At 71.7% G+C, this 17,713-nt stretch carries 14 protein-coding genes; 5 read left to right on the top strand and 9 right to left on the bottom strand.

The window, feature by feature from the left end; all coding sequences use genetic code 11:
* Nucleotides 1–108: 108 nt before the first annotated feature.
* The 3 genes from pfkB to OG199_RS24245 all read right to left on the bottom strand — a co-directional run bounded on the left by pfkB (nucleotide 109) and on the right by OG199_RS24245 (nucleotide 3,739).
* Nucleotides 109–1,062, bottom strand: a complete 954-nt coding sequence (gene pfkB, locus OG199_RS24255) for a 1-phosphofructokinase (protein ID WP_401800593.1) — start codon at nucleotides 1,060–1,062, stop codon at nucleotides 109–111.
* Nucleotides 1,059–1,820: a DeoR/GlpR family DNA-binding transcription regulator gene (locus tag OG199_RS24250; RefSeq protein WP_168528595.1), complete on the bottom strand. Its 762-nt coding sequence runs from the start codon at nucleotides 1,818–1,820 to the stop codon at nucleotides 1,059–1,061. The genes pfkB and OG199_RS24250 overlap by 4 nt, the downstream gene beginning before the upstream one ends.
* Before the next feature lie 287 nt (nucleotides 1,821–2,107).
* On the bottom strand, nucleotides 2,108–3,739 hold the full coding sequence (locus tag OG199_RS24245) for an MFS transporter (protein WP_405831239.1): 1,632 nt from the start codon (nucleotides 3,737–3,739) through the stop codon (nucleotides 2,108–2,110).
* A gap of 62 nt (nucleotides 3,740–3,801) precedes the next feature.
* Here OG199_RS24245 and OG199_RS24240 point away from each other — a divergent pair, with 62 nt between their 5' ends.
* Nucleotides 3,802–4,794: a YafY family protein gene (locus OG199_RS24240; protein ID WP_356797629.1), complete on the top strand. Its 993-nt coding sequence runs from the start codon at nucleotides 3,802–3,804 to the stop codon at nucleotides 4,792–4,794.
* A 105-nt stretch (nucleotides 4,795–4,899) separates the two neighbouring features.
* On the opposite strand, the gene OG199_RS24235 is transcribed toward OG199_RS24240, so the two are convergent.
* Together OG199_RS24235 and OG199_RS24230 are read right to left on the bottom strand one after the other, a co-directional pair.
* Nucleotides 4,900–5,634, bottom strand: coding sequence for a TetR family transcriptional regulator (locus OG199_RS24235; RefSeq protein WP_405834658.1), 735 nt, complete (start codon nucleotides 5,632–5,634; stop codon nucleotides 4,900–4,902).
* 767 nt (nucleotides 5,635–6,401) lie between these two features.
* Nucleotides 6,402–7,403: a sigma-70 family RNA polymerase sigma factor gene (locus OG199_RS24230; RefSeq protein WP_356797631.1), complete on the bottom strand. Its 1,002-nt coding sequence runs from the start codon at nucleotides 7,401–7,403 to the stop codon at nucleotides 6,402–6,404.
* Nucleotides 7,404–7,612: 209 nt separating this feature from the next.
* Here OG199_RS24230 and OG199_RS24225 point away from each other — a divergent pair, with 209 nt between their 5' ends.
* Nucleotides 7,613–8,143 carry a GNAT family N-acetyltransferase gene (locus OG199_RS24225; RefSeq protein ID WP_405831236.1) on the top strand — a complete coding sequence of 177 codons (531 nt, stop codon included), beginning with the start codon at nucleotides 7,613–7,615 and terminating at the stop codon, nucleotides 8,141–8,143.
* Between the two features lie 86 nt (nucleotides 8,144–8,229).
* Here the strand turns inward: OG199_RS24225 and OG199_RS24220 are convergent, their stop codons facing one another.
* Nucleotides 8,230–8,991 (bottom strand): dioxygenase, encoded by a 762-nt coding sequence (locus OG199_RS24220; RefSeq protein ID WP_405834656.1) that lies wholly within the window; start codon nucleotides 8,989–8,991, stop codon nucleotides 8,230–8,232.
* Nucleotides 8,992–9,167: 176 nt separating this feature from the next.
* Between OG199_RS24220 and OG199_RS24215 the strand changes: the two genes are divergently transcribed.
* Nucleotides 9,168–9,677: a MarR family transcriptional regulator gene (locus OG199_RS24215; protein ID WP_356797638.1), complete on the top strand. Its 510-nt coding sequence runs from the start codon at nucleotides 9,168–9,170 to the stop codon at nucleotides 9,675–9,677.
* Between the two features lie 139 nt (nucleotides 9,678–9,816).
* On the opposite strand, the gene OG199_RS24210 is transcribed toward OG199_RS24215, so the two are convergent.
* Nucleotides 9,817–11,358 carry an MFS transporter gene (locus OG199_RS24210; RefSeq protein ID WP_356797640.1) on the bottom strand — a complete coding sequence of 514 codons (1,542 nt, stop codon included), beginning with the start codon at nucleotides 11,356–11,358 and terminating at the stop codon, nucleotides 9,817–9,819.
* A 268-nt stretch (nucleotides 11,359–11,626) separates the two neighbouring features.
* On the bottom strand, nucleotides 11,627–12,271 hold the full coding sequence (locus tag OG199_RS24205) for a TetR/AcrR family transcriptional regulator (protein WP_153290065.1): 645 nt from the start codon (nucleotides 12,269–12,271) through the stop codon (nucleotides 11,627–11,629).
* A gap of 267 nt (nucleotides 12,272–12,538) precedes the next feature.
* Here OG199_RS24205 and OG199_RS24200 point away from each other — a divergent pair, with 267 nt between their 5' ends.
* Both OG199_RS24200 and OG199_RS24195 read left to right on the top strand, forming a co-directional pair.
* Nucleotides 12,539–13,813 (top strand): M6 family metalloprotease domain-containing protein, encoded by a 1,275-nt coding sequence (locus tag OG199_RS24200; RefSeq protein WP_405831233.1) that lies wholly within the window; start codon nucleotides 12,539–12,541, stop codon nucleotides 13,811–13,813.
* A 205-nt stretch (nucleotides 13,814–14,018) separates the two neighbouring features.
* A complete protein-coding gene (locus tag OG199_RS24195) occupies nucleotides 14,019–16,040 on the top strand; it encodes an IclR family transcriptional regulator C-terminal domain-containing protein (RefSeq protein WP_405831231.1) in 2,022 nt (673 codons plus the stop codon).
* 70 nt (nucleotides 16,041–16,110) lie between these two features.
* Here OG199_RS24195 and OG199_RS24190 read toward each other — a convergent pair whose 3' ends face one another.
* On the bottom strand, nucleotides 16,111–17,643 hold the full coding sequence (locus tag OG199_RS24190; protein WP_405831229.1) for an MFS transporter: 1,533 nt from the start codon (nucleotides 17,641–17,643) through the stop codon (nucleotides 16,111–16,113).
* Nucleotides 17,644–17,713 lie beyond the last annotated feature (70 nt).

The raw sequence follows: 17,713 nt of genomic DNA, 5'->3' as shown, positions 1-17,713 counted from the left end.
CCCGTTCGGGAGGCGTCTTCGGGACCGGACCGCGGCGGCTCGACGTCTCCGGGACCGGTCCGGGGAGCGCGCCCCGGCGCGTGGCCGCGCCCGCGGCGGCGGTGTCCGTCATGACACCGGCTCCGTGAGGACGCGGTCCACGGGGATCTCCGTCGTGACGGTCACGCCGGCGGGGTCGAGATCGGCGGGTCCCGGCATGACGCTGCCGGGCAGCTGCACGGCGGCGGCACCGTGGGCGACGGCGGAGGCGAGGGCTTCCGGGCCACGGCCGCCGGCGATCAGGAAACCGGCGAGCGAGGAGTCACCGGCGCCCACGTTGCTGCGTACGGCGTCCACCCGGGCGCTGCCGAACCAGGCTCCCGAGGCGTCCACGAGCAGTTGCCCGTCCGCGCCGAGGCTCGCGAGCACGGCACCCGCGCCCATCTCGCGCAGTTCCTCGGCGGCCTTGACCGCGTCGCCCACGGTGGTCAGGGGACGCCCGACGGCTTCCGCGAGCTCCTCGGCGTTGGGCTTCACCACGTCGGGCCGCTCGCGCAACGCCGCGAGCAGCGCCGGCCCCGAGGTGTCCAGGGCGATCCGGGCACCTGCCGCGTGGGCACGGGCGACGAGGTCGGCGTACCAGGAGGGACCGAGTCCGCGCGGCAGGCTGCCGCAGCAGGTGATCCAGTCGGTGTCGCCGGAACGGTACTGCTGACGCACCGTCTCCAGCAGCGACTCGGCCTCGGCGGGGGAGAGTTCGGGGCCGGGCGCGTTGATCTTCGTCAGGGTGCCGTCGGGTTCGGCGACCGAGATGTTCGACCGGGTGGCTCCCGCGACCGGGACCGGGGCGACCTCGATGCCCTGCGCGTCCAGCAGCTCGGCGACGAGTGCGCCGGGCGCGCCGCCCAGGGGCAGTACGGCGATCGTGCGCCGCCCGGCCGCGGCGACCGCGCGGGAGACGTTCACGCCCTTGCCGCCCGGGTCCATGCGCTCACCGGTGGCCCGGTTGACCTCACCGCGGTCCAGCGAGGGGACCTCGTACGTGCGGTCGAGGGAGGGGTTCGGGGTGACGGTGAGGATCATGCGCGTACTACTTCCGTGCCGCCGCGCTCGATGTCGGTGGCGTCTTCCGGGCTCAGACCGGTGTCGGTGATCAGCAGGTCCACGTCACTCAGGTCGCCGAAGCGGGCGAAGTGCTCCTGGCCGTGCTTGGAGGAGTCGGCGAGCAGCACCACCCGGCGCGCCGCCTGGACGGCCGCGCGCTTCACGGCGGCCTCGGCGAGGTCGGGGGTGGTCAGTCCGTGCTCGGCGGAGAAGCCGTTGGCGGCGATGAACAGGACGTCGGCGCGGATCTCGCCGTAGGCCCGCAGCGCCCACGCGTCCACCGCGGCGCGCGTACGGTGCCGGACGCGTCCGCCGACCAGGTGGAGCTGGATGCCGGGATGGTCCGCGAGGCGGGCCGCGATCGGCAGGCTGTGGGTGACGACGGTGAGCGTCGCCTCGAGCGGGAGGTCGCCGGCGAGGCGGGCGACCGTGCTGCCCGCGTCGAGGATCACCGTGCCCTCGCCGGGCAGTTCGGCGACGGCGGCCAGGGCGATGCGGTCCTTCTCGTCGGCCGCGGTGGACTCGCGCTCGGCGAGATCGGGTTCGAAGTCCAGGCGCCCGGCGGGTATGGCACCGCCGTGCACCCGCCGCACGAGACCCGCGCGGTCGAGGGTCTTCAGGTCACGCCGGATGGTCTCCGCGGTCACCTGGAACTCCTCGGCCAGCGACAGCACGTCCACCCGGCCGCCGTCACGAGCCAGCCGGAGGATCTCCTGCTGCCGCTCCGGTGCGTACATGTCCGTTCGCCTCCGACTGATGCCCGAATCTGTGGTTTCAGTCGGAGGCTACGCCCGGATTTCCGGAAAGTAAACAGGTTCGGACGTGGGACGGACACAAACAGGCATCCACCTCAGCCCGCTCGGCCACTCGTGCCGCCCGCGCCGCCCCGAGCCACCGAGCCGCTCGCACCGCCCGCACCGCCCGCACGAACGGCCTGTGCCCGCCCTCCACCGGCGGAGAGCGGGCACATGACTGGCCTGGGCACCGGCCCCTCGGGGACCGCTCGCCCCCGAGCCTCGGGAGATCAGCCCGTCAGCACCGGCCCACCGTCGGACACCGCGGCGTCCTCCGACGAGCGCACCCTGTCCTGCGCGCCGTCCCGCACGCCGTCCCGCCCCGCGGACGGGGACTCCTCCCCGGCGGGCCCCTCCTCGGCGGACTCCTCCCCCGCCCCCTCCACATGCTGCGCCGGCCGCTTCGGCAAGGCGAACATCAGGAGGAAGATGACCGCCATGACCGCCGCGACCCAGCCCAACGCGTACTGGAAGGCGTTCACGAAGGCCGGGCCCACCTGGACCAGGGTGAGCCGGTCGGCGATCTGGCCGAAGAAGAGCACCGAGACCAGTCCGAGGCCGAGCGCGTTGCCCATCTGCTGCACGGTGTTGATGAGCCCGGACGCCGAACCGGAGTGCTCGCGCGGAACCTCCGACAGCACCGCGTCGGTCAGCGGGGCCACGATGAAGCCCATGCCCGCGCCCATCACGACCAGCGGAAGGGCCATCTGCCAGGAGGCGATGGACATGCCGTACCGGTCGGACTCCCAGATGTAGAGCAGTACGCCGACCCCCATGATCAGCGCGCCCGCCTGGAGCACCTTGCGCCCGAAACGCGGGACGAGCAGCTGCACCGACATACCGGCCGCGGCCGAGACCGCGATCGAGAACGGCACCCCGGTCAGCCCCGCCCGCAGCGGGGTCCAGCCCAGACCGACCTGCATGTACAGCGTCCAGACCAGGAAGAAGATGCCGAGGCCGACCCCGAAGACGGTCTGTACGGCGATGCCCGCGGCGAAGCTCTTCACCTTGAACAGCGACAGCTCGACCAGCGGCGAACCGTCCCGCGCGGCCTTCCGCCTCTCGTACGCCACCAGCGCCGCGAAGACGACGAGGGAGCCGGCCATCGACGCGTACCCCCACAGCGGCCAGCCCAGCTCCCGCCCGCGGGTCAGCGGGTAGAGCAGCATCAGCAGGGCCAGCGTCACGAGAGCCACGCCGACGAGGTCGAGCTTGAGGGCTTTCGGCGCCTTGGACTCGCTGATGAAGCGTCGTCCCAGGATCAGCGCGGCGACACCCACCGGCAGGTTGATGAGGAAGATCGGCCGCCACTCCAGGCCGAACAGGTTCCACTCGGTGAGCAGCGCGCCGAGGAGCGGACCGGACACGGCTCCCAGACCGACGATCGCGCCGAAGAGACCGAAGACCTTCCCCCGCTCGTGCGCCGGGAAGGTGGCGTGCACGATCGACAGCACCTGCGGCACCATCATCGCGGCCATGCCACCCTGCAGGATCCGCGAGGCGACGAGCATCTCCGGGTTCGCGGCGAAGCCGCACAGCGCCGAGGCGACCGTGAATCCGCCTATGCCGAGGAGGAAGACCCGCTTGCGGCCGTATATGTCGCCGAGCCGTCCACCCGTGATGAGGCCGGCGGCGAAGGCCAGCGCGTAGCCGGCCGTGATCCACTGGATCTGGCTGAACGAGGCGCCCTCGTCCCGCTGGATCGACGGGATGGCGATGTTGACGATCGTGACGTCGACGAGGTCCATGAAGGCCGCGGTCATCACGATGGCCAGTGCGAACCAGCGCCGCCGGTCGGCCGCGCCGGCCGAACCGCGCGCCTGCTCGGCCGCGCCGCTGGAAGGGGTGTCGGTGGAGGTCATGAGAAGAAGGTAGGCCCCCATTAGGTCAGGTCATGTCCTAGATCTGCGGCACTCTGGGAAACATGACGACGGACACGCCGGCCCGGCTTCTCCAGCTGCTCTCCCTCCTCCAGACGCCCCGCGAATGGCCCGGCGGTGAGCTGTCCGAACGGCTCGGGGTGTCCCGGCGTACCGTCCGCCGCGACATCGACCGGCTCCGCGAGCTGGGGTATCCGGTGCAGGCGACGAAGGGCGCCGACGGCGGGTACCGGCTGGTGGCGGGCAAGGCGATGCCCCCGCTGGTGCTCGACGACGAGGAGGCGGTGGCCATCGCGGTGGGGCTGCGGGCGGGCGCCGGGCACGCGGTCGAGGGCGTGGACGAGGCCTCCGTACGGGCCCTCGCCAAACTGGAGCAGGTGCTGCCGTCCCGGCTACGGCACCGCGTGTCCACGCTGCAGGCCGCGACCACCCCGCTGACCAGCGGGGACGGGGCGAGCATCGCACCCGAGACACTGACCGTGATCGCCTCGTCGGTGGCCGGCCGCGAACGGCTGCGGTTCGCCTACCGCTCCGGGGACGGAACACCGTCGCGGCGGCAGGCCGAGCCCTACCGGCTCGTCTCCACCGGCCGTCGCTGGTACCTCGTGGCGTACGACCTCGACCGCTCCGACTGGCGCACGTTCCGCGTCGACCGCATCACCGAACCCTTCGCGACGGGCGTCCGTTTCACAGCGCGCGAGCTGCCGACGGGAAGCGCCGCGGAGTATCTGCGGCAGTCGATGTACCGGCGTCAGGAGACGTACGACTTCGAGGTCACCTTCGCCGCGCCCGCCGCGTTCGTCGCGGCCCGGCTGCCCAACTGGCTCGGCGCGCCCGAACCGATCGACGAGCACAGCTGCCGGCTGCGGTCCTCCGCCGGTGACTCGGTGGAGTGGCTGGCCGTCCGGATCGCCCTGGTCGACTGCGAGTTCACGGTCCACCGGCCGCCGGAACTGGTCGGGTACATAAGGGAGTTGGGCGAGCGTCTGACACGGGCGACGGGTGGCACGGAGGACTTCGGCACCGTCATCGGGTGACGTACGCGGCGGTACGCCGAGGCGCCGATCCCCCCGGTGCGGCTCCGTCGGGGCCGGTCCGCCGGTCCGTCCGCTCCGTCGAGGAGTCGGGTGGGGGCGCGTCGTTCAGGCGCTGCCCCAGGGGAAGTCACGCAGCGCTTCGAGGTTGCTCAGCGCGCGAGGTGCCGGTCCGGCGGGGCCGTCGGCCGGGGCGTCCCCGGCGGCCCAGGTCTCCACCGCGACGCGCACCGCCGCACCGGCGACCGCGGCACTGAGCCGGATCCCGGGAGCCGTCACGCGCCCCGCCTCGGCATCACCCGCCGCACCGCCGCGATCGGCACCGTCACTGCCTGCGGCACCGCTGTCCGGCGCGGCCCCACCCGACTCCTCGCCACCCGGCGCACCACCCTTCGCGGCACCCCGCTGGGAAAGCCGCGCCGCCAGCACCCCCTCCAGTGTCCGTTCCGCGCCCTGGCACGCCTCGCCCCACACTCTGAGCAGGGCCGGGCTCCCGTCGGCCAGGCGGAGGAGGGAGCGAACCCATTCCATGGACTCCGGCCGCACCCCGACACCGGGTGTGAGGGTCCGGACGACGGCGTGGCGCAGCGCGTCGGGGACGGACAGGCCGGCCGGGGCGTCGCGTACCGCCTCGGCCCACTTCTCGACGCCCGCGGCGAAGAGCGGGCCGAGTGCCTCCTCCTTGCCGGCGAAGTAGCGGTAGAAGGTGCGCGGCGCGACCCCGGCGGCGCGCGCGATGTCCTCGGCGCGGGTGGCCCGCAGGCCGTGCCTCATGAAGAGTTCCGCCGCGGCGCGGGCGATCTCCATCCGCGTGGCGGCCTTCCGCCGCTCGGTCAGCGACAGAGCGGCGCCCGCGCCCGTACCGACGCCCGGTCCGGTTTCGGTGCGGGTACCGACGCCAGGTACGGAATCCGTGCGGGTACCGACGCCAGGGCCGGTGCTCGCGTTGATGCCGGCGCCGCGCGACGGGGAGTTCCCTGCGTGGGCGGCGGAGGCACGGGCGGCGGCGCGGGCCGCGCGTTCGGTACCGGTCACGGTCGGCAGGTTATGCCCTTGTGGCAGACTCTGCCATCCGGGTCACCCCGGGGTTCAGGTACGGGGTGGCCCGTCGGCCTGCCCGAAAACCGAGCCCCCCGCCGCCCTCCCCCGACGACCGCTCCGGGGCCCCGTAAGCGCGGACCGCGCAGGACCCCGCACGACGACGAACACGACGACAAAAATGGAGCCGAGCCCCGGCGCCAGGGGGGGGAGGCGCCGAAGCTCGGCTCTGGAAGAGTCCCGGCGCGGGGGGGGAGTGCGTCGGGACTCGGTTCTGGGGGGTCTGGGGCCTGCGCCCCGGGACCCTGAACCCTGGGCCCTGAGGTCTTGTGCCCCGAGCTCAGCGTTTTGAAGCGGCGTTACATGGCCATGTCCGGTCGAGTTATGGCCGACCTCAAGCGGTGACGGATCGGCCGCCCCGCCCGGACGTACCGGACGGGTGCTTCGGATCCCTACGAACCATACGCGGACCGGAACGGTATGAACCGCACGAACCGCGCGAACCGCACGTACTCATTACGTCGCCCTCGTCACGTCGGCCCCGTCACACCGCCCCCGTCACGCGGACCTCGTCACGCCGCCGCGTCGAAGCCCGTGTCGCGAGCGAGCTTCTTCAGCTCGAGCAGCGCGTGCTTCTCGATCTGGCGGATGCGCTCACGGGTGAGGCCGTGCTCCTTGCCGACCTCGGTGAGCGTGCGCTCGCGGCCGTCGTCGATGCCGTACCGCATCTTGATGATCGAGGCCGTGCGCTGGTCGAGGCGGCCGATCAGGTCGTCCAGCTCCTCGCTGCGCAGCAGCGTCAGCACCGACTGCTCGGGCGACACGGCGGAGGTGTCCTCCAGGAGGTCACCGAACTGGGTGTCGCCGTCGTCGTCCACCGCCATGTTCAGCGAGACCGGGTCGCGGGCCCAGTCCAGCACGTCGCCGACGCGCGCCGGGGTCGAGTCCAGCTCGGCGGCGATCTCCGCGTGCTCGGGCTCCCGGCCGTTCTTCCGGTTGAACTCGCGCTGCACACGGCGGATCCGGCCCAGCTCCTCGACGAGGTGCACGGGGAGACGGATCGTGCGTGACTGGTCGGCTATGGACCGGGTGATGGCCTGACGGATCCACCACGTCGCGTACGTGGAGAACTTGAAGCCCTTGCGGTAGTCGAACTTCTCGACCGCGCGCACCAGGCCCGCGTTCCCCTCCTGGATCAGGTCCAGCAGCGGAAGGCCGCTGCGGGGGTAGCGGCGCGCCACCGCGACGACCAGCCGCAGGTTCGAGCGGATGAAGACGTCCTTGGCCCGCTCGCCCTCGACGATGAGCGCGTCCAGTTCCTCACGGGTCGCGTCCGCCTTGGGGGCATCCACCTCGCCGTCGATGATCTGCCGCGCGAACACACCCGCCTCGATGGTCTGGGACAGCTCGACTTCCTTGGCGGCGTCGAGCAGGGGTGTGCGCGCGATCTCGTCGAGGTACATGCCGACCAGGTCGCGGTCGGCGATTTCGCCGCCTACGGCGCGAACACTGCGTGCCGCGTCGCTGGTCTCGCCGGTGGCGGACTGACGACGGGCGACGGCACGGGTTGCCATGCGTGCTCCCTTGCGTATGGAGGTACCCCCTGCTCCAGCCGGGGCCGAGAACTCGGGGGAGGGCTTGCGGATCCTGGTGGCGGCTCGGCCACTCATCCGAGTGCCCGGCATCCGAAGGAAACAACGACTGGAATCCGGACAGAATTCCCAACCCGTTGCTCAATTTTTCTGATCATGCAGTACCCTGTGCCGCCACAGCTGGGGGTCAGATGATGTCAGAACGTACAGATGTGCAGGTCAGGGCCGGAGCCGAGGGCGATCTCGCCGGCCTCACCGAGATCTACAACCACTACGTGCGCGAGACGCCGATCACCTTCGACACGGTGGCCCTCACTCCGGAGGACCGCCGTCCGTGGCTGCTCTCCCACCTGCAAGACGGTCCGCACCGCCTGATGGTTGCCACGGACACGGACCCGGAAGCAGGGGGTGGACGGATTCTGGGATACGCCACCTCCAGCGGCTTCCGCCCGAAGCCCGCCTACGTCACCTCGGTCGAGGTGTCCGTCTACCTCGCCCCCGACGCGGGCGGCCGCGGCATCGGCACGCTGCTGTACGAGGCACTCTTCGAGGCGCTGGCCGGCGAGGACCTGCACCGCGCCTACGCGGGCGTCGCGCAACCCAACGAAGCGTCCGTGCGGCTGCACGAACGCTTCGGGTTCCGGCACGTCGGCACGTACCGGGAGGTCGGCCGCAAGTTCGGCCGTTACTGGGATGTCGCCTGGTACGAGAAGGAGCTCTGACCCGGCGGCGGCCCGGCTCAGCCCCGATGCCGCCCGACGCCGCCCGACGCGGCCCCGCCGGTGACCCCGCCCCGCCACCGCCCGGTTCAGCCGAACTGCACCGACCGCTTCGCCAGCCCCATCCAGAAGCCGTCGATCACGGACTTCTGGCCGTCGAGCTCGCCGGTCGCGTCCGCCGCGCCCATCGTCACGAACAGCGGGGCGAAGTGCTCGGTACGGGGGTGCGCCAGCAGGCCGGCCGGCGACTTGCGGGTGAAGTCGAGCAGGGCGTCCCAGTCGTGGGCGTCCAGGGCCCGGTGACCCCAGTCGTCGAACTCCGCCGACCAGGACGGGACGCCGCCCTGCCGCAGCGCCGCCAGATTGTGCGTGAAGAATCCGGAGCCGACGATCAGGACGCCCTCGTCACGGAGGGGGGCCAGCTTGCGGCCGATGTCCATCAGCCTCACCGGATCGAGGGTCGGCATCGAGATCTGCAGGACGGGGATGTCGGCCTCGGGGAACATCTCGACCAGGGGCACGTAGGCACCGTGGTCGAGGCCGCGGTCCGGGATGTCCTGGACGGGGACGCCGGGTGCGCGCAGCAGCTTGCGCACGGACTCGGCGAGCCGGGGGGCGCCGGGGGCCGCGTATCGCACCCGGTAGTAGTGCTCGGGGAAGCCCCAGAAGTCGTACACGAGCGGTACGGTCTCCACCGCGCCGAGGGCCAGCGGGGTCTCCTCCCAGTGGGCGGAGACCATCAGGATCGCCTTGGGGCGGGGCAGTTCGGCGGACCAGGCGGCCAGCTGGCCGGGCCAGACCGGGTCGTCGGCCAGCGGCGGGGCGCCATGACTGAGATAGAGGGCGGGCATGCGCTCTCGCGGGGCACGCCCCTCGGTGACGTCGGACATGGCGACAGACATGGCGGCTACTCCCTCCGAGGGTTCCATCGTAGGACCGATCAGCCTGTTATTTGAAGTCTCAAGCTCTCAGAGACTCTACCCCCGACTTGTTTAAGCTTCAAGAAGAGGCTCGTACAGTGGAGTCCATGAACACGGCATCCGCACCCGCTGAAGAGCCGCGCTGGCTCACCGACGAGGAACAGCGCACCTGGCGTGCGTACATGCACGCCGCCACCCTCCTCGAGGACCACCTCGACCGGCAGCTGCAGCGCGACGCGGGCATGCCGCACGTCTACTACGGGCTGCTCGTCCAACTCGAGGAGGCGCCGCGCCGGCGCCTGCGGATGACCGAGCTGGCCATGAACGCCAAGATCACCCGCTCCCGTCTCTCGCACGCGATCGCACGCCTGGAGAAGAGCGGGTGGGTACGCCGGGAGGACTGCCCCTCCGACAAGCGCGGGCAGTTCGCGGTGCTCACCGACGAGGGCTACGCGATGCTGCGCAGGGCGGCACCGGGCCATGTCAGCGCCGTGCGCCAGGCCTTCTTCGACCGGCTCACCCCCGAACAGCACAAGTCCCTCGGCGACGCCATGCGCATCATCGCCGAGGGACTCCAGCCGAAGGACGCGGGCGCGGATCTGCCCTGGCTGCGGTAGCGCTCCGCCGGGTGCGCCGGTCCCCGGACGCGGGTCCGCCCCGGCTCCGAAGAGTTCGGAACCGGGGCGGACCCTGGGATTCGTACGGGCGAGGCGTCCCCACCCCGCGCCCGTACACGAAGTACCGCGTCGCGGGTGATCAGTGGGCGATCACCGGCACCTTGATCTCGTCCTCGGCACCCTCACCCGAGCCCGCCGTCGAGGACATGTCCGGACGGCCGGTGTTGACGAGGGTCACGGCGATCGCGGAGGCGAGCACCAGGATGCCGACGGCGAACCAGATCGCGTTGGTGTAACCGTTCACCAGGCCCTGCAGCTGGACCAGCTGCTGCTGCGGCTTGGAGGCGGCACCACCGATGTGGTCCGCGATGTACGAGGTGGTCGCCGAGGCGGCGATCGTGTTCAGCAGCGCCGTACCGATCGCGCCGCCGACCTGCTGCGAGGTGTTGACCATCGCCGAGGCGACACCCGCGTCCTGCGGCTGGACACCGTACGTGGCCAGGGACATGGCCGGCATGAACGCGGTACCCATGCCGAGGCCGAGCAGCAGCTGGGCCGGAAGCAGCAGACCGGCGTACGAGGAACCGATCTCCATCTGGGTCAGCAGCAGCATGCCGATCGCGGCGGTCAGGAAGCCGGGGGCCATCAGCAGCCGGGGCGGAACCCGGGTCATCAGACGGGCACCGATCTGCGTGGAGCCCGTGATCATGCCCGCGATCATCGGCAGGAAGGCGAAGCCGGTCTTGACCGGCGAGTAGCCCTTCACGATCTGCAGGTAGTAGGTCAGGAAGAGGAACAGGCCGAACATCGCGATGATCGCGAGACCGAGCGAGAGGTAGACACCGCCGCGGTTGCGCTCGGTGATCACGCGCAGGGGCAGCAGCGGAGCCTTGACCTTGGACTCGACGAGGACGAAGGACGCGAGCAGCACCGCCGAGGCGACGAACAGGCCGATCGTGCTGGAGTCGCTCCAGCCCGCGGACTCGGCGCGGGTGAAGCCGTAGACGAGGGAGACCAGACCGAGGGTGGACAGGACGACGCCCGGGATGTCGAGCGGCGAGCGGTTGCGGCCACCGGCCGGCTCACGGATGACGAAGTACGCGCCGAGGGCGGCGATGATCGCGAACGGGATGTTCACGAAGAACGTCCAGCGCCAGTTCAGGTACTCGGTGAGGAAACCGCCCAGGATCAGACCCACGGCACCGCCGCCACCGGCGATCGCACCGTAGATGCCGAAGGCCTTGGCGCGCTCCTTGGCGTCCGTGAACATCACGGCGAGCAGGGAGAGCGCGGCGGGCGCGAGCAGCGCGCCGAACGCACCCTGAAGGGCGCGGGCCCCGAGCAGCAGGGCCTCGCCCTGTGCGGCGCCGCCGAGGGCGGAGGCGCCGGCGAAGCCGATCAGCCCGGTGACGAAGGTGCGCTTGCGGCCCCACAGGTCGGCGATGCGGCCGCCGAAGAGGAGCAGGCCGCCGAAGGCCAGGGCGTAGGCCGTGATGACCCACTGCCGGTTGCCGTCCGATATCCCCAGGTCGCGCTGGGCGGAGGGCAGCGCGATGTTCACGATGGTCGCGTCGAGGACGACCATCAGCTGGGCGAGCGCGATGAAGGCGAGGGCCTTCCAGCGGTTGGAATGCGCGTCGGCCGCTTCCGCCGTCGCTGTCGGTGTTGCTGATGAAGACATGGGGATACCCACTCCGGGACTTCGCAGTGAAAAAAGGTGAGGGAAAGAGACGGCTCGTCCTCGTCGACGGCCGAAGGCTTTGGGGAGTCCGTGGCCCGGAGTCCGACGTCCGGCGCCCGCGGTCCGGAAGCCGCGCACGGAACACAAGGTACGGACTGCGGATTACGGGTTATGGACTACGGGTTACAGGTCGGGACTACGGCTACGGGCTGGCTGTCGGGCCATGGACCGGCGCCGCGCGCCGGACTCATCGCTCGGGTCTGATCGGTCAGGCGGTTCGCAGGCCCTCCACGGTGGCCGCCACTCCGGGCAGTACGGAGCGGGCCGGTGCCCGCAGACCGTCCAGGAACAGCTGCAGATGACGGTGTACGAACCGGTCGATGCCCTGACACGCGGTGCCGGGCAACGGCCGGGTGAGCTGGCTGACGGCGACCATCAGGTCACCGGACTCCACGTCGGAGCGCAACTGGCCGGCCTCGCGGGCCCGCCTCATCAGCGCTTCGATCAGGTCCATGGTCCGTTCGCGTGCCGCGTACAGATCCGGATGGTTCTGGTCGAAGGCCGCGGAGAGCATGGGGCACAGGGCACCGATCCGCTCGTCCGCCGAGAAGTGCACGAAGCGGCTCAGGGCGTCGAAGGCGTCGCCGCCCTCGACCAGTGCCGCCTCGATCCACTCCGACGTGCGGTCCATGACCGAGCAGACGACCTCCCGCGCGAGCGCGTCGCGGTCGGGGAAGTTGCGGTACACCGTGGCGTTGCCGACACCGGCGCGGCGGGCGATCTCGTCGAACGGCACCTCGGGGCCGAACTCGACGAACATCTCGCGCGCGGCGGCGACGATCCGCTCCCGGTTGCGCAGCGCATCGGCTCGGGGCCGGGGCATCCGACGCTTCACGGGGGTGGCGGTCTCCACGGCGTGCTCCTCGGAAGTAGGTGAAGGCTCTTGGCGCGATCCGGGGATTCCCTCCCCGTTTCACTCGGACACCTATGGCAAACGGGGAAACCATCCCCGGTTATTTCCCCGATCCGCGCCCACTTCCTGTGACCCGCGTCACACCTTCCTCGCCGAGAAACCCACGATCGGGCTCTTCCAGCGAGCGCCCGCGCATCCATCGACACAGGGTGATCGCACAGGGTGCAGTCGGTGACCGGGCGGCTGCCGTGAGCGAAGGACCCCTGCATGCAGCCGACCAGCCACCGGATACGCCGGCGCCGCGTGGCCGCCCTGGCCTCGGTGACCCTCCTCACGCTGGCGGTCAGCACCTCCGCCGGCACCGGGCACCTCACGGTGGGCTCCACGGCGGCGGGCTCCATCGCGCTGGCCCGTTCGACGGCGCTCGGTCCCTGCATGATCAGCGGCGCGAAAGGCGTGCAGATGGGGGAAGGGATACCCACCCTGCCGGGATACGCCCGCTCCACCGGCACGGTCCGGGCCCTCACCGTGATGGTCGACTTCTCCGACGCACCCGGTCAGGGCAGCGCGCTCGACCGGCTGGGCGAGTTCTTCCCGCAGACCCAGGACTGGTTCCGCACCAGTTCCTACGGCCGCCTCGACTACCGTCCCGAGACCCCGATACGGCACTGGCTGCGCATGCCCAAGCCCTTCAGCGCGTACGGCATAGAGCGCGGCGCCCCCTTCGACCCCGGGTACCGCGGTCTGGTCCAGGACATCGTGGCCGCCGCCGACCCCGAGGTGGACTTCCACTCGTACGACCTTCTGAACGTGCTGGTGACGCCGAACGCCGGGCCCTCCGCCCTGGACACCGTCCTGTCCGTCACCTTCGCCGGCAACGCCGAGGCCCCGGTCGCCGACGGTGTCCCCGTCTCCAACGCGTCCTTCGTCTACAGCCGCCAGGACGACGGCTCGGGCTCCTACGCGGACACCGGTTTCCGGGTGCTCCCCCACGAGAACGGGCACACCTTCGGCCTGCCCGACCTCTACACCCAGGACGGCGGCGGCTCGGTCGGCCACTGGGACATCATGAGCGAGGACTGGGGCGCCGACAACGATCTGCTCGGCTGGCACAAATGGAAACTGGGCTGGCTCGACGACTCGCAGGTCAGTTGTGCCGCGCGGCCCGGGACCACGCGGTACACGCTCACCCCGCTGTCCCGGCCCGGCGGCGCCAAGCTCGTCTTCGTCCCCACCGGCGCCCGGACGGGCTTCGCCCTCGAACTGCGCACCCCAGGGGGCAACGACACCGCGATCTGCCGCCCCGGCATCCTCGTCTACAAGGTCGACGCGGGCGTCGACACCGGTAGCGGCCCCATCACCGTCTACGACTCGCACAAGAACAGCGGCGGCTGCACCCGCAGCCCGAACGTCCACGCGGAGCTGTCCGACGCGCCCTTCGCCCCCGGCGAGTCCTTCAAGGACCACGCGACCGGCGTCACGATCGCGGTCACGGGGGCGAATCCCGCGGGCGACTACCAGGTGTCCGTGACACGGCGCTGACCTCCCCGCGTCCCCCGGCGCCGGCCGCACGCCGTCCGTGGGCACGGACGCCGCCGACCTGCTGAGTCGACCCGGTAAGCACTACCGTGTCTCTTCTGGGTCTCTGCCCACGCAGAGCCCCGACGGTCCCTCCCGCATCGTCCCTTCCGCATCACTTCCGCCGCACTTCCGAACAGCCTCCACCGAGAGTCGCAACGGAGACCACATGCCATCGAACGTCGAGGCGGCCCCGGGCAGCGGCGAGGCCGGGCGCCGGACCGAGGGCCGGACCGGGAACGAGTGGGCCGGACAGGCGGGAGCCGAGGACAGGGCCGGTAGCGGGCACGAGGCCCAGGACGGCGCCAAGGACGGGCACCGGGCCGAGGACGGGCTCAAGGAAGGCCACGGTGCCCAGGGCGGGCACGAGGCCGAGGCCGCCGTGCCCGTCGAGGCCGTCACCCCGCTGATCCGCGGGCTCGCGGTGCTGCGGCGGCTGACCGAGGCCGACGGGGTGTCCAGCCTCAGCGGCCTGGAGCGGTCCACCGGGCTCGCGCGATCCACCGTCGACCGCATCACCGCGACCCTGGCGCGCAGGGGGTACGTACGTCTCGACGGCCGGGACGCCGTACTGGCTCCCCGCCTGATGGAACTCGGCAACGCCTACCTGGCCGCCCTGCGCCTGCCCCGACTCCTCGACGCGCACGCCGACGCCCTCGCCGACGAGCTCGACGAGTCGGTCTCCCTCGCGGTCGGCGACCAGGACGGCATCCGCTTCATCCACCAGGCGACCCGGCGCCGCGCCATGTCGCTGAGTTTCCGCATCGGCGACCTGCTGCCCGCCGAGCGCACGGCGCCGGGACCGCTGTTCGCCACCGAGTGGGGCGAGCGGGAATGGGCACGCTGGCGGGAGCGGCGTGCCGCGGATCCCGAGGACCGCGGCTTTCCGGCCGTCCCGGCGCGCAGCCGGCCGATCGAGACGGAGGCGGACTCCGAGGCCGGCTCCGAGGCCGGCTCCGAACGACGGAACGCCTCCGGCGCGACGCGCGCCGACCGGTCCCCCGGCCCTGAGGACCAGCTGTCCCCCGCCCCCGCCGCGGGCGGCGGCCGGATCGTCCCCCCGGCCACCGGTCGGCCCCCCTTCCCGGAAACAGGCCCGCTCCACACGCTGGGCGACGACTTCGAGCGGCGTACGGCCGAGGCGCGGGAGCACGGCTGGGCGCTGGACGACCAGTTGATCGAACCGGGCCTGGTCGCCATCGCCATGCCCGTCCGGGAGGCGGGCCGGATCGCCTGCGTGGTGAGCGTGGTGAGCCACACCAGCCGGCACACCGCCGCCGATCTGCGCGACACCCTGCTGCCCCGGCTGCGGACGGCCGTCGCCGCGATGGAGCGGGAGCTGAGCGAGGTCCCGCCCGCCGCACCCGCCGCACCCGCCGCCCCTTCCGGCCTCGCCGTCTGGACCGGCGCGTCCAAGCAGGAGCTGGGCCGGGACTTCATCGAGTCGCTGGCCCGCGGTCTCACGGTGATCACCGCCTTCGGCGAGGGCCGCTCCGAACTGACCCTCACCGACGTCGCGCAGGCCACCGGGCTGGCCCGCGCGACCGCCCGCCGCGCGCTGATCACCCTGGAACACCTCGGCTACGTCACCACGCACGCCCGTGTCTTCCGGCTCACCCCCCGCGTGCTGGGCCTCGGGTTCGCGCCGCTCTCCCGTACCTCGCTCGCCGAGATCGCGGCCCCGCACCTCACCGGGCTCTCGGAGTGCCTGCGCGAGTCGGTGTCCCTGGCGGTCCTGACCGGCGACGAGATCCAGTACACGGCCCGCATCACCACCAGCCGCATCCTGAGCGTCCACATCACCGTCGGCACCCGCCTGCCCGCGTACGCGACCTCGCTGGGCCGGGTGATGCTGGCGGACCTGCCCGAGCCCCCGCTCTCCGAGCTGCGCCCCCTGACCCCGCGCACGATCACGGACCCCGGCCGCCTGAAGGCGGTGCTGGACCGCGTACGGGACGAGGGGTACGCCCTCGTCGACGAGGAGTTGGAGCAGGGGCTCCGCTCGATCGCCGTCCCGGTACGGGAGCGCGGCGGCCGGGTGGTGGCCGCCGTCAATGTCGCGATGCACAGCAGCCGTCGTACGACCGCGCAGTGCGTCGACGAGGTGCTGCCCGAACTACTGGCCACGGCGGGGAGCATCGAGGCGGACCTGCGGGTCGCGGGGCGGTTCCGGCGGGTTCCGAGAGCGTGAGGGAACGGGGAGCGGGGGTGCCCTCTCGTACGCGTGACCACACCCACGCGTACGAGAGTCCCGTCTCGCGTCAGCGGTGGACGTCGGCGAGCCGGGCGACCGGCTCGGAAGCGGCGCCGCCGTCGAGGGGAGAACCGTCCGCGACCGGCCTGACGTCCCGCATCAGGAAGACGGCGAGGACCGCCGCGACCACGACACCCCCGGCGCCGGCCAGGAAGCTCGCCGACATGGCGCCGGTGAAGGCGTCGTGGGCGGAGGCCAGCAGCGAGGTGTCGCCGGTGCGGCCCGCCACGGAGAGGGCGTCGCCGATGGAGCGGCGGGCGTCGGCCGGGGCGTCGGCGGGCATGCGGCCGGTGAAGGTACTGGAGAGGACCGCACCCAGCACGGCGACTCCGAGCGCCGCGCCGGCCTGCTGGACGGTGTCGTTGAGCGCGGAGCCCACTCCGGCGTGCTCGTCGGGAATCGCCCCCATCATGGCCGCCATCGCCGCGGGCATCGTCAGACCACCGCCGGCTCCCATCAGGCACATCGCACCGGCGAGCACACCCCAGCCGCTCTGCGGGTCCAGGGTGGACAGCAGCCCGAACCCGGAGGCGATGACCAGGAGACCGAGGACCACCATGACCCGGTTGCCGGTCTTCGGGAGCAGCGCGGCACCGACGCTGTTGAAGGCGAGGGTGGCGAGGGCCAGCGGGGTGAAGGCGAGCCCGGTCTGCGTGGCGGAGTAGCCGAGGACGAACTGCAGGTACTGGGTCAGCACCAGCATGAGACCGCCCTGGGCGAGGGTCAGCAGCACGAGGGAGAAGCTGGCTCCGGTGAAGACGCGGTTGCGGTAGAGCGACACCGGGATCATCGGCGAGGAGCAGCGGGTCTCCCAGAAGCCGAACCCGGCCAGACCGAGCACGGCCGCGGCGAGCGAGAGCTGGGTGCCCGGGTGGCTCAGGCCGCCCTGGGGGAACTCGATGATCGTCCAGATCAGCGCGGTCATGCCGACCATCGACAGCACCATGCCCACGGGATCGGCCCTGCGCCACGGCCCCTTGGACTCGGGCATCAGGACGAGCGCGGCAAGAATCGCGAGAGCGGTGATCGGGATGTTGACGAGGAAGACGACTCCCCACCAGAAGTGCGCGAGCAGCGCGCCGCCGAGCACCGGACCACCGACCAGCCCGACCATCGCGACCGCGCTCCAGGCGGCGATCGCCCTGGGCCGCTCGGCGTCGTCGAAGACGGTGACGAGGATCGACAGGGTGCTGGGCATCACCAGGGCGCCGCCGACGCCCATCAGGACCCGGCCCAGGATCAGCGCCCCGGGCGTCGCCGCCTCCATGGCCACCACCGAGGCCGCTCCGAAGAGCGCGAGCCCCACGACCATGACCCTGCGCCGGCCGAACCTGTCGGAGAGGCTGCCCGCGGTCAGCAGCAGTCCGGCGAAGACCAGCATGTAGGAGTCGAGGATCCACTGGAGGTCCTGGGTGCCCGCGTGCAGGTCCTCGGCGATCGTCGGGATCGCCACGGTGAGAGCCATGTTGTCCACGACCAGCACCAGGGTGCTGAGGCACAACACGATCAGGATGAGCCAGCGGCGCGGATGACGGTCCATTCCTCTACCCCCCAAACGTCTCGGACGGACTGAGCCGCACACACTGTGCGCTCAGGAGAACACCGTACGA

The organism is Streptomyces sp. NBC_01176, assembly GCF_045039825.1.
GTDB lineage: Bacteria > Actinomycetota > Actinomycetes > Streptomycetales > Streptomycetaceae > Streptomyces.
Note: the sequence above shows the minus strand (reverse complement) of the source record. Positions and strands in the feature narration are given on the sequence as shown.

Excerpts from the sequence above, each read along its gene's own strand:
- OG199_RS24215 (WP_356797638.1), top strand. The coding sequence starts at position 9,168 with ATGAACACGGCATCCGCACCCGCTGAAGAGCCGCGCTGGCTCACCGAC.
- OG199_RS24220 (WP_405834656.1), bottom strand. The coding sequence starts at position 8,991 with ATGCCCGCCCTCTATCTCAGTCATGGCGCCCCGCCGCTGGCCGACGAC.
- OG199_RS24240 (WP_356797629.1), top strand. The coding sequence starts at position 3,802 with ATGACGACGGACACGCCGGCCCGGCTTCTCCAGCTGCTCTCCCTCCTC.
- OG199_RS24195 (WP_405831231.1), top strand. The coding sequence starts at position 14,019 with ATGCCATCGAACGTCGAGGCGGCCCCGGGCAGCGGCGAGGCCGGGCGC.
- pfkB (WP_401800593.1), bottom strand. The coding sequence starts at position 1,062 with ATGATCCTCACCGTCACCCCGAACCCCTCCCTCGACCGCACGTACGAG.
- OG199_RS24245 (WP_405831239.1), bottom strand. The coding sequence starts at position 3,739 with ATGACCTCCACCGACACCCCTTCCAGCGGCGCGGCCGAGCAGGCGCGC.
- OG199_RS24190 (WP_405831229.1), bottom strand. The coding sequence starts at position 17,643 with ATGGACCGTCATCCGCGCCGCTGGCTCATCCTGATCGTGTTGTGCCTC.
- OG199_RS24230 (WP_356797631.1), bottom strand. The coding sequence starts at position 7,403 with ATGGCAACCCGTGCCGTCGCCCGTCGTCAGTCCGCCACCGGCGAGACC.
- OG199_RS24210 (WP_356797640.1), bottom strand. The coding sequence starts at position 11,358 with ATGTCTTCATCAGCAACACCGACAGCGACGGCGGAAGCGGCCGACGCG.
- OG199_RS24225 (WP_405831236.1), top strand. The coding sequence starts at position 7,613 with ATGATGTCAGAACGTACAGATGTGCAGGTCAGGGCCGGAGCCGAGGGC.
- OG199_RS24200 (WP_405831233.1), top strand. The coding sequence starts at position 12,539 with ATGCAGCCGACCAGCCACCGGATACGCCGGCGCCGCGTGGCCGCCCTG.
- OG199_RS24250 (WP_168528595.1), bottom strand. The coding sequence starts at position 1,820 with ATGTACGCACCGGAGCGGCAGCAGGAGATCCTCCGGCTGGCTCGTGAC.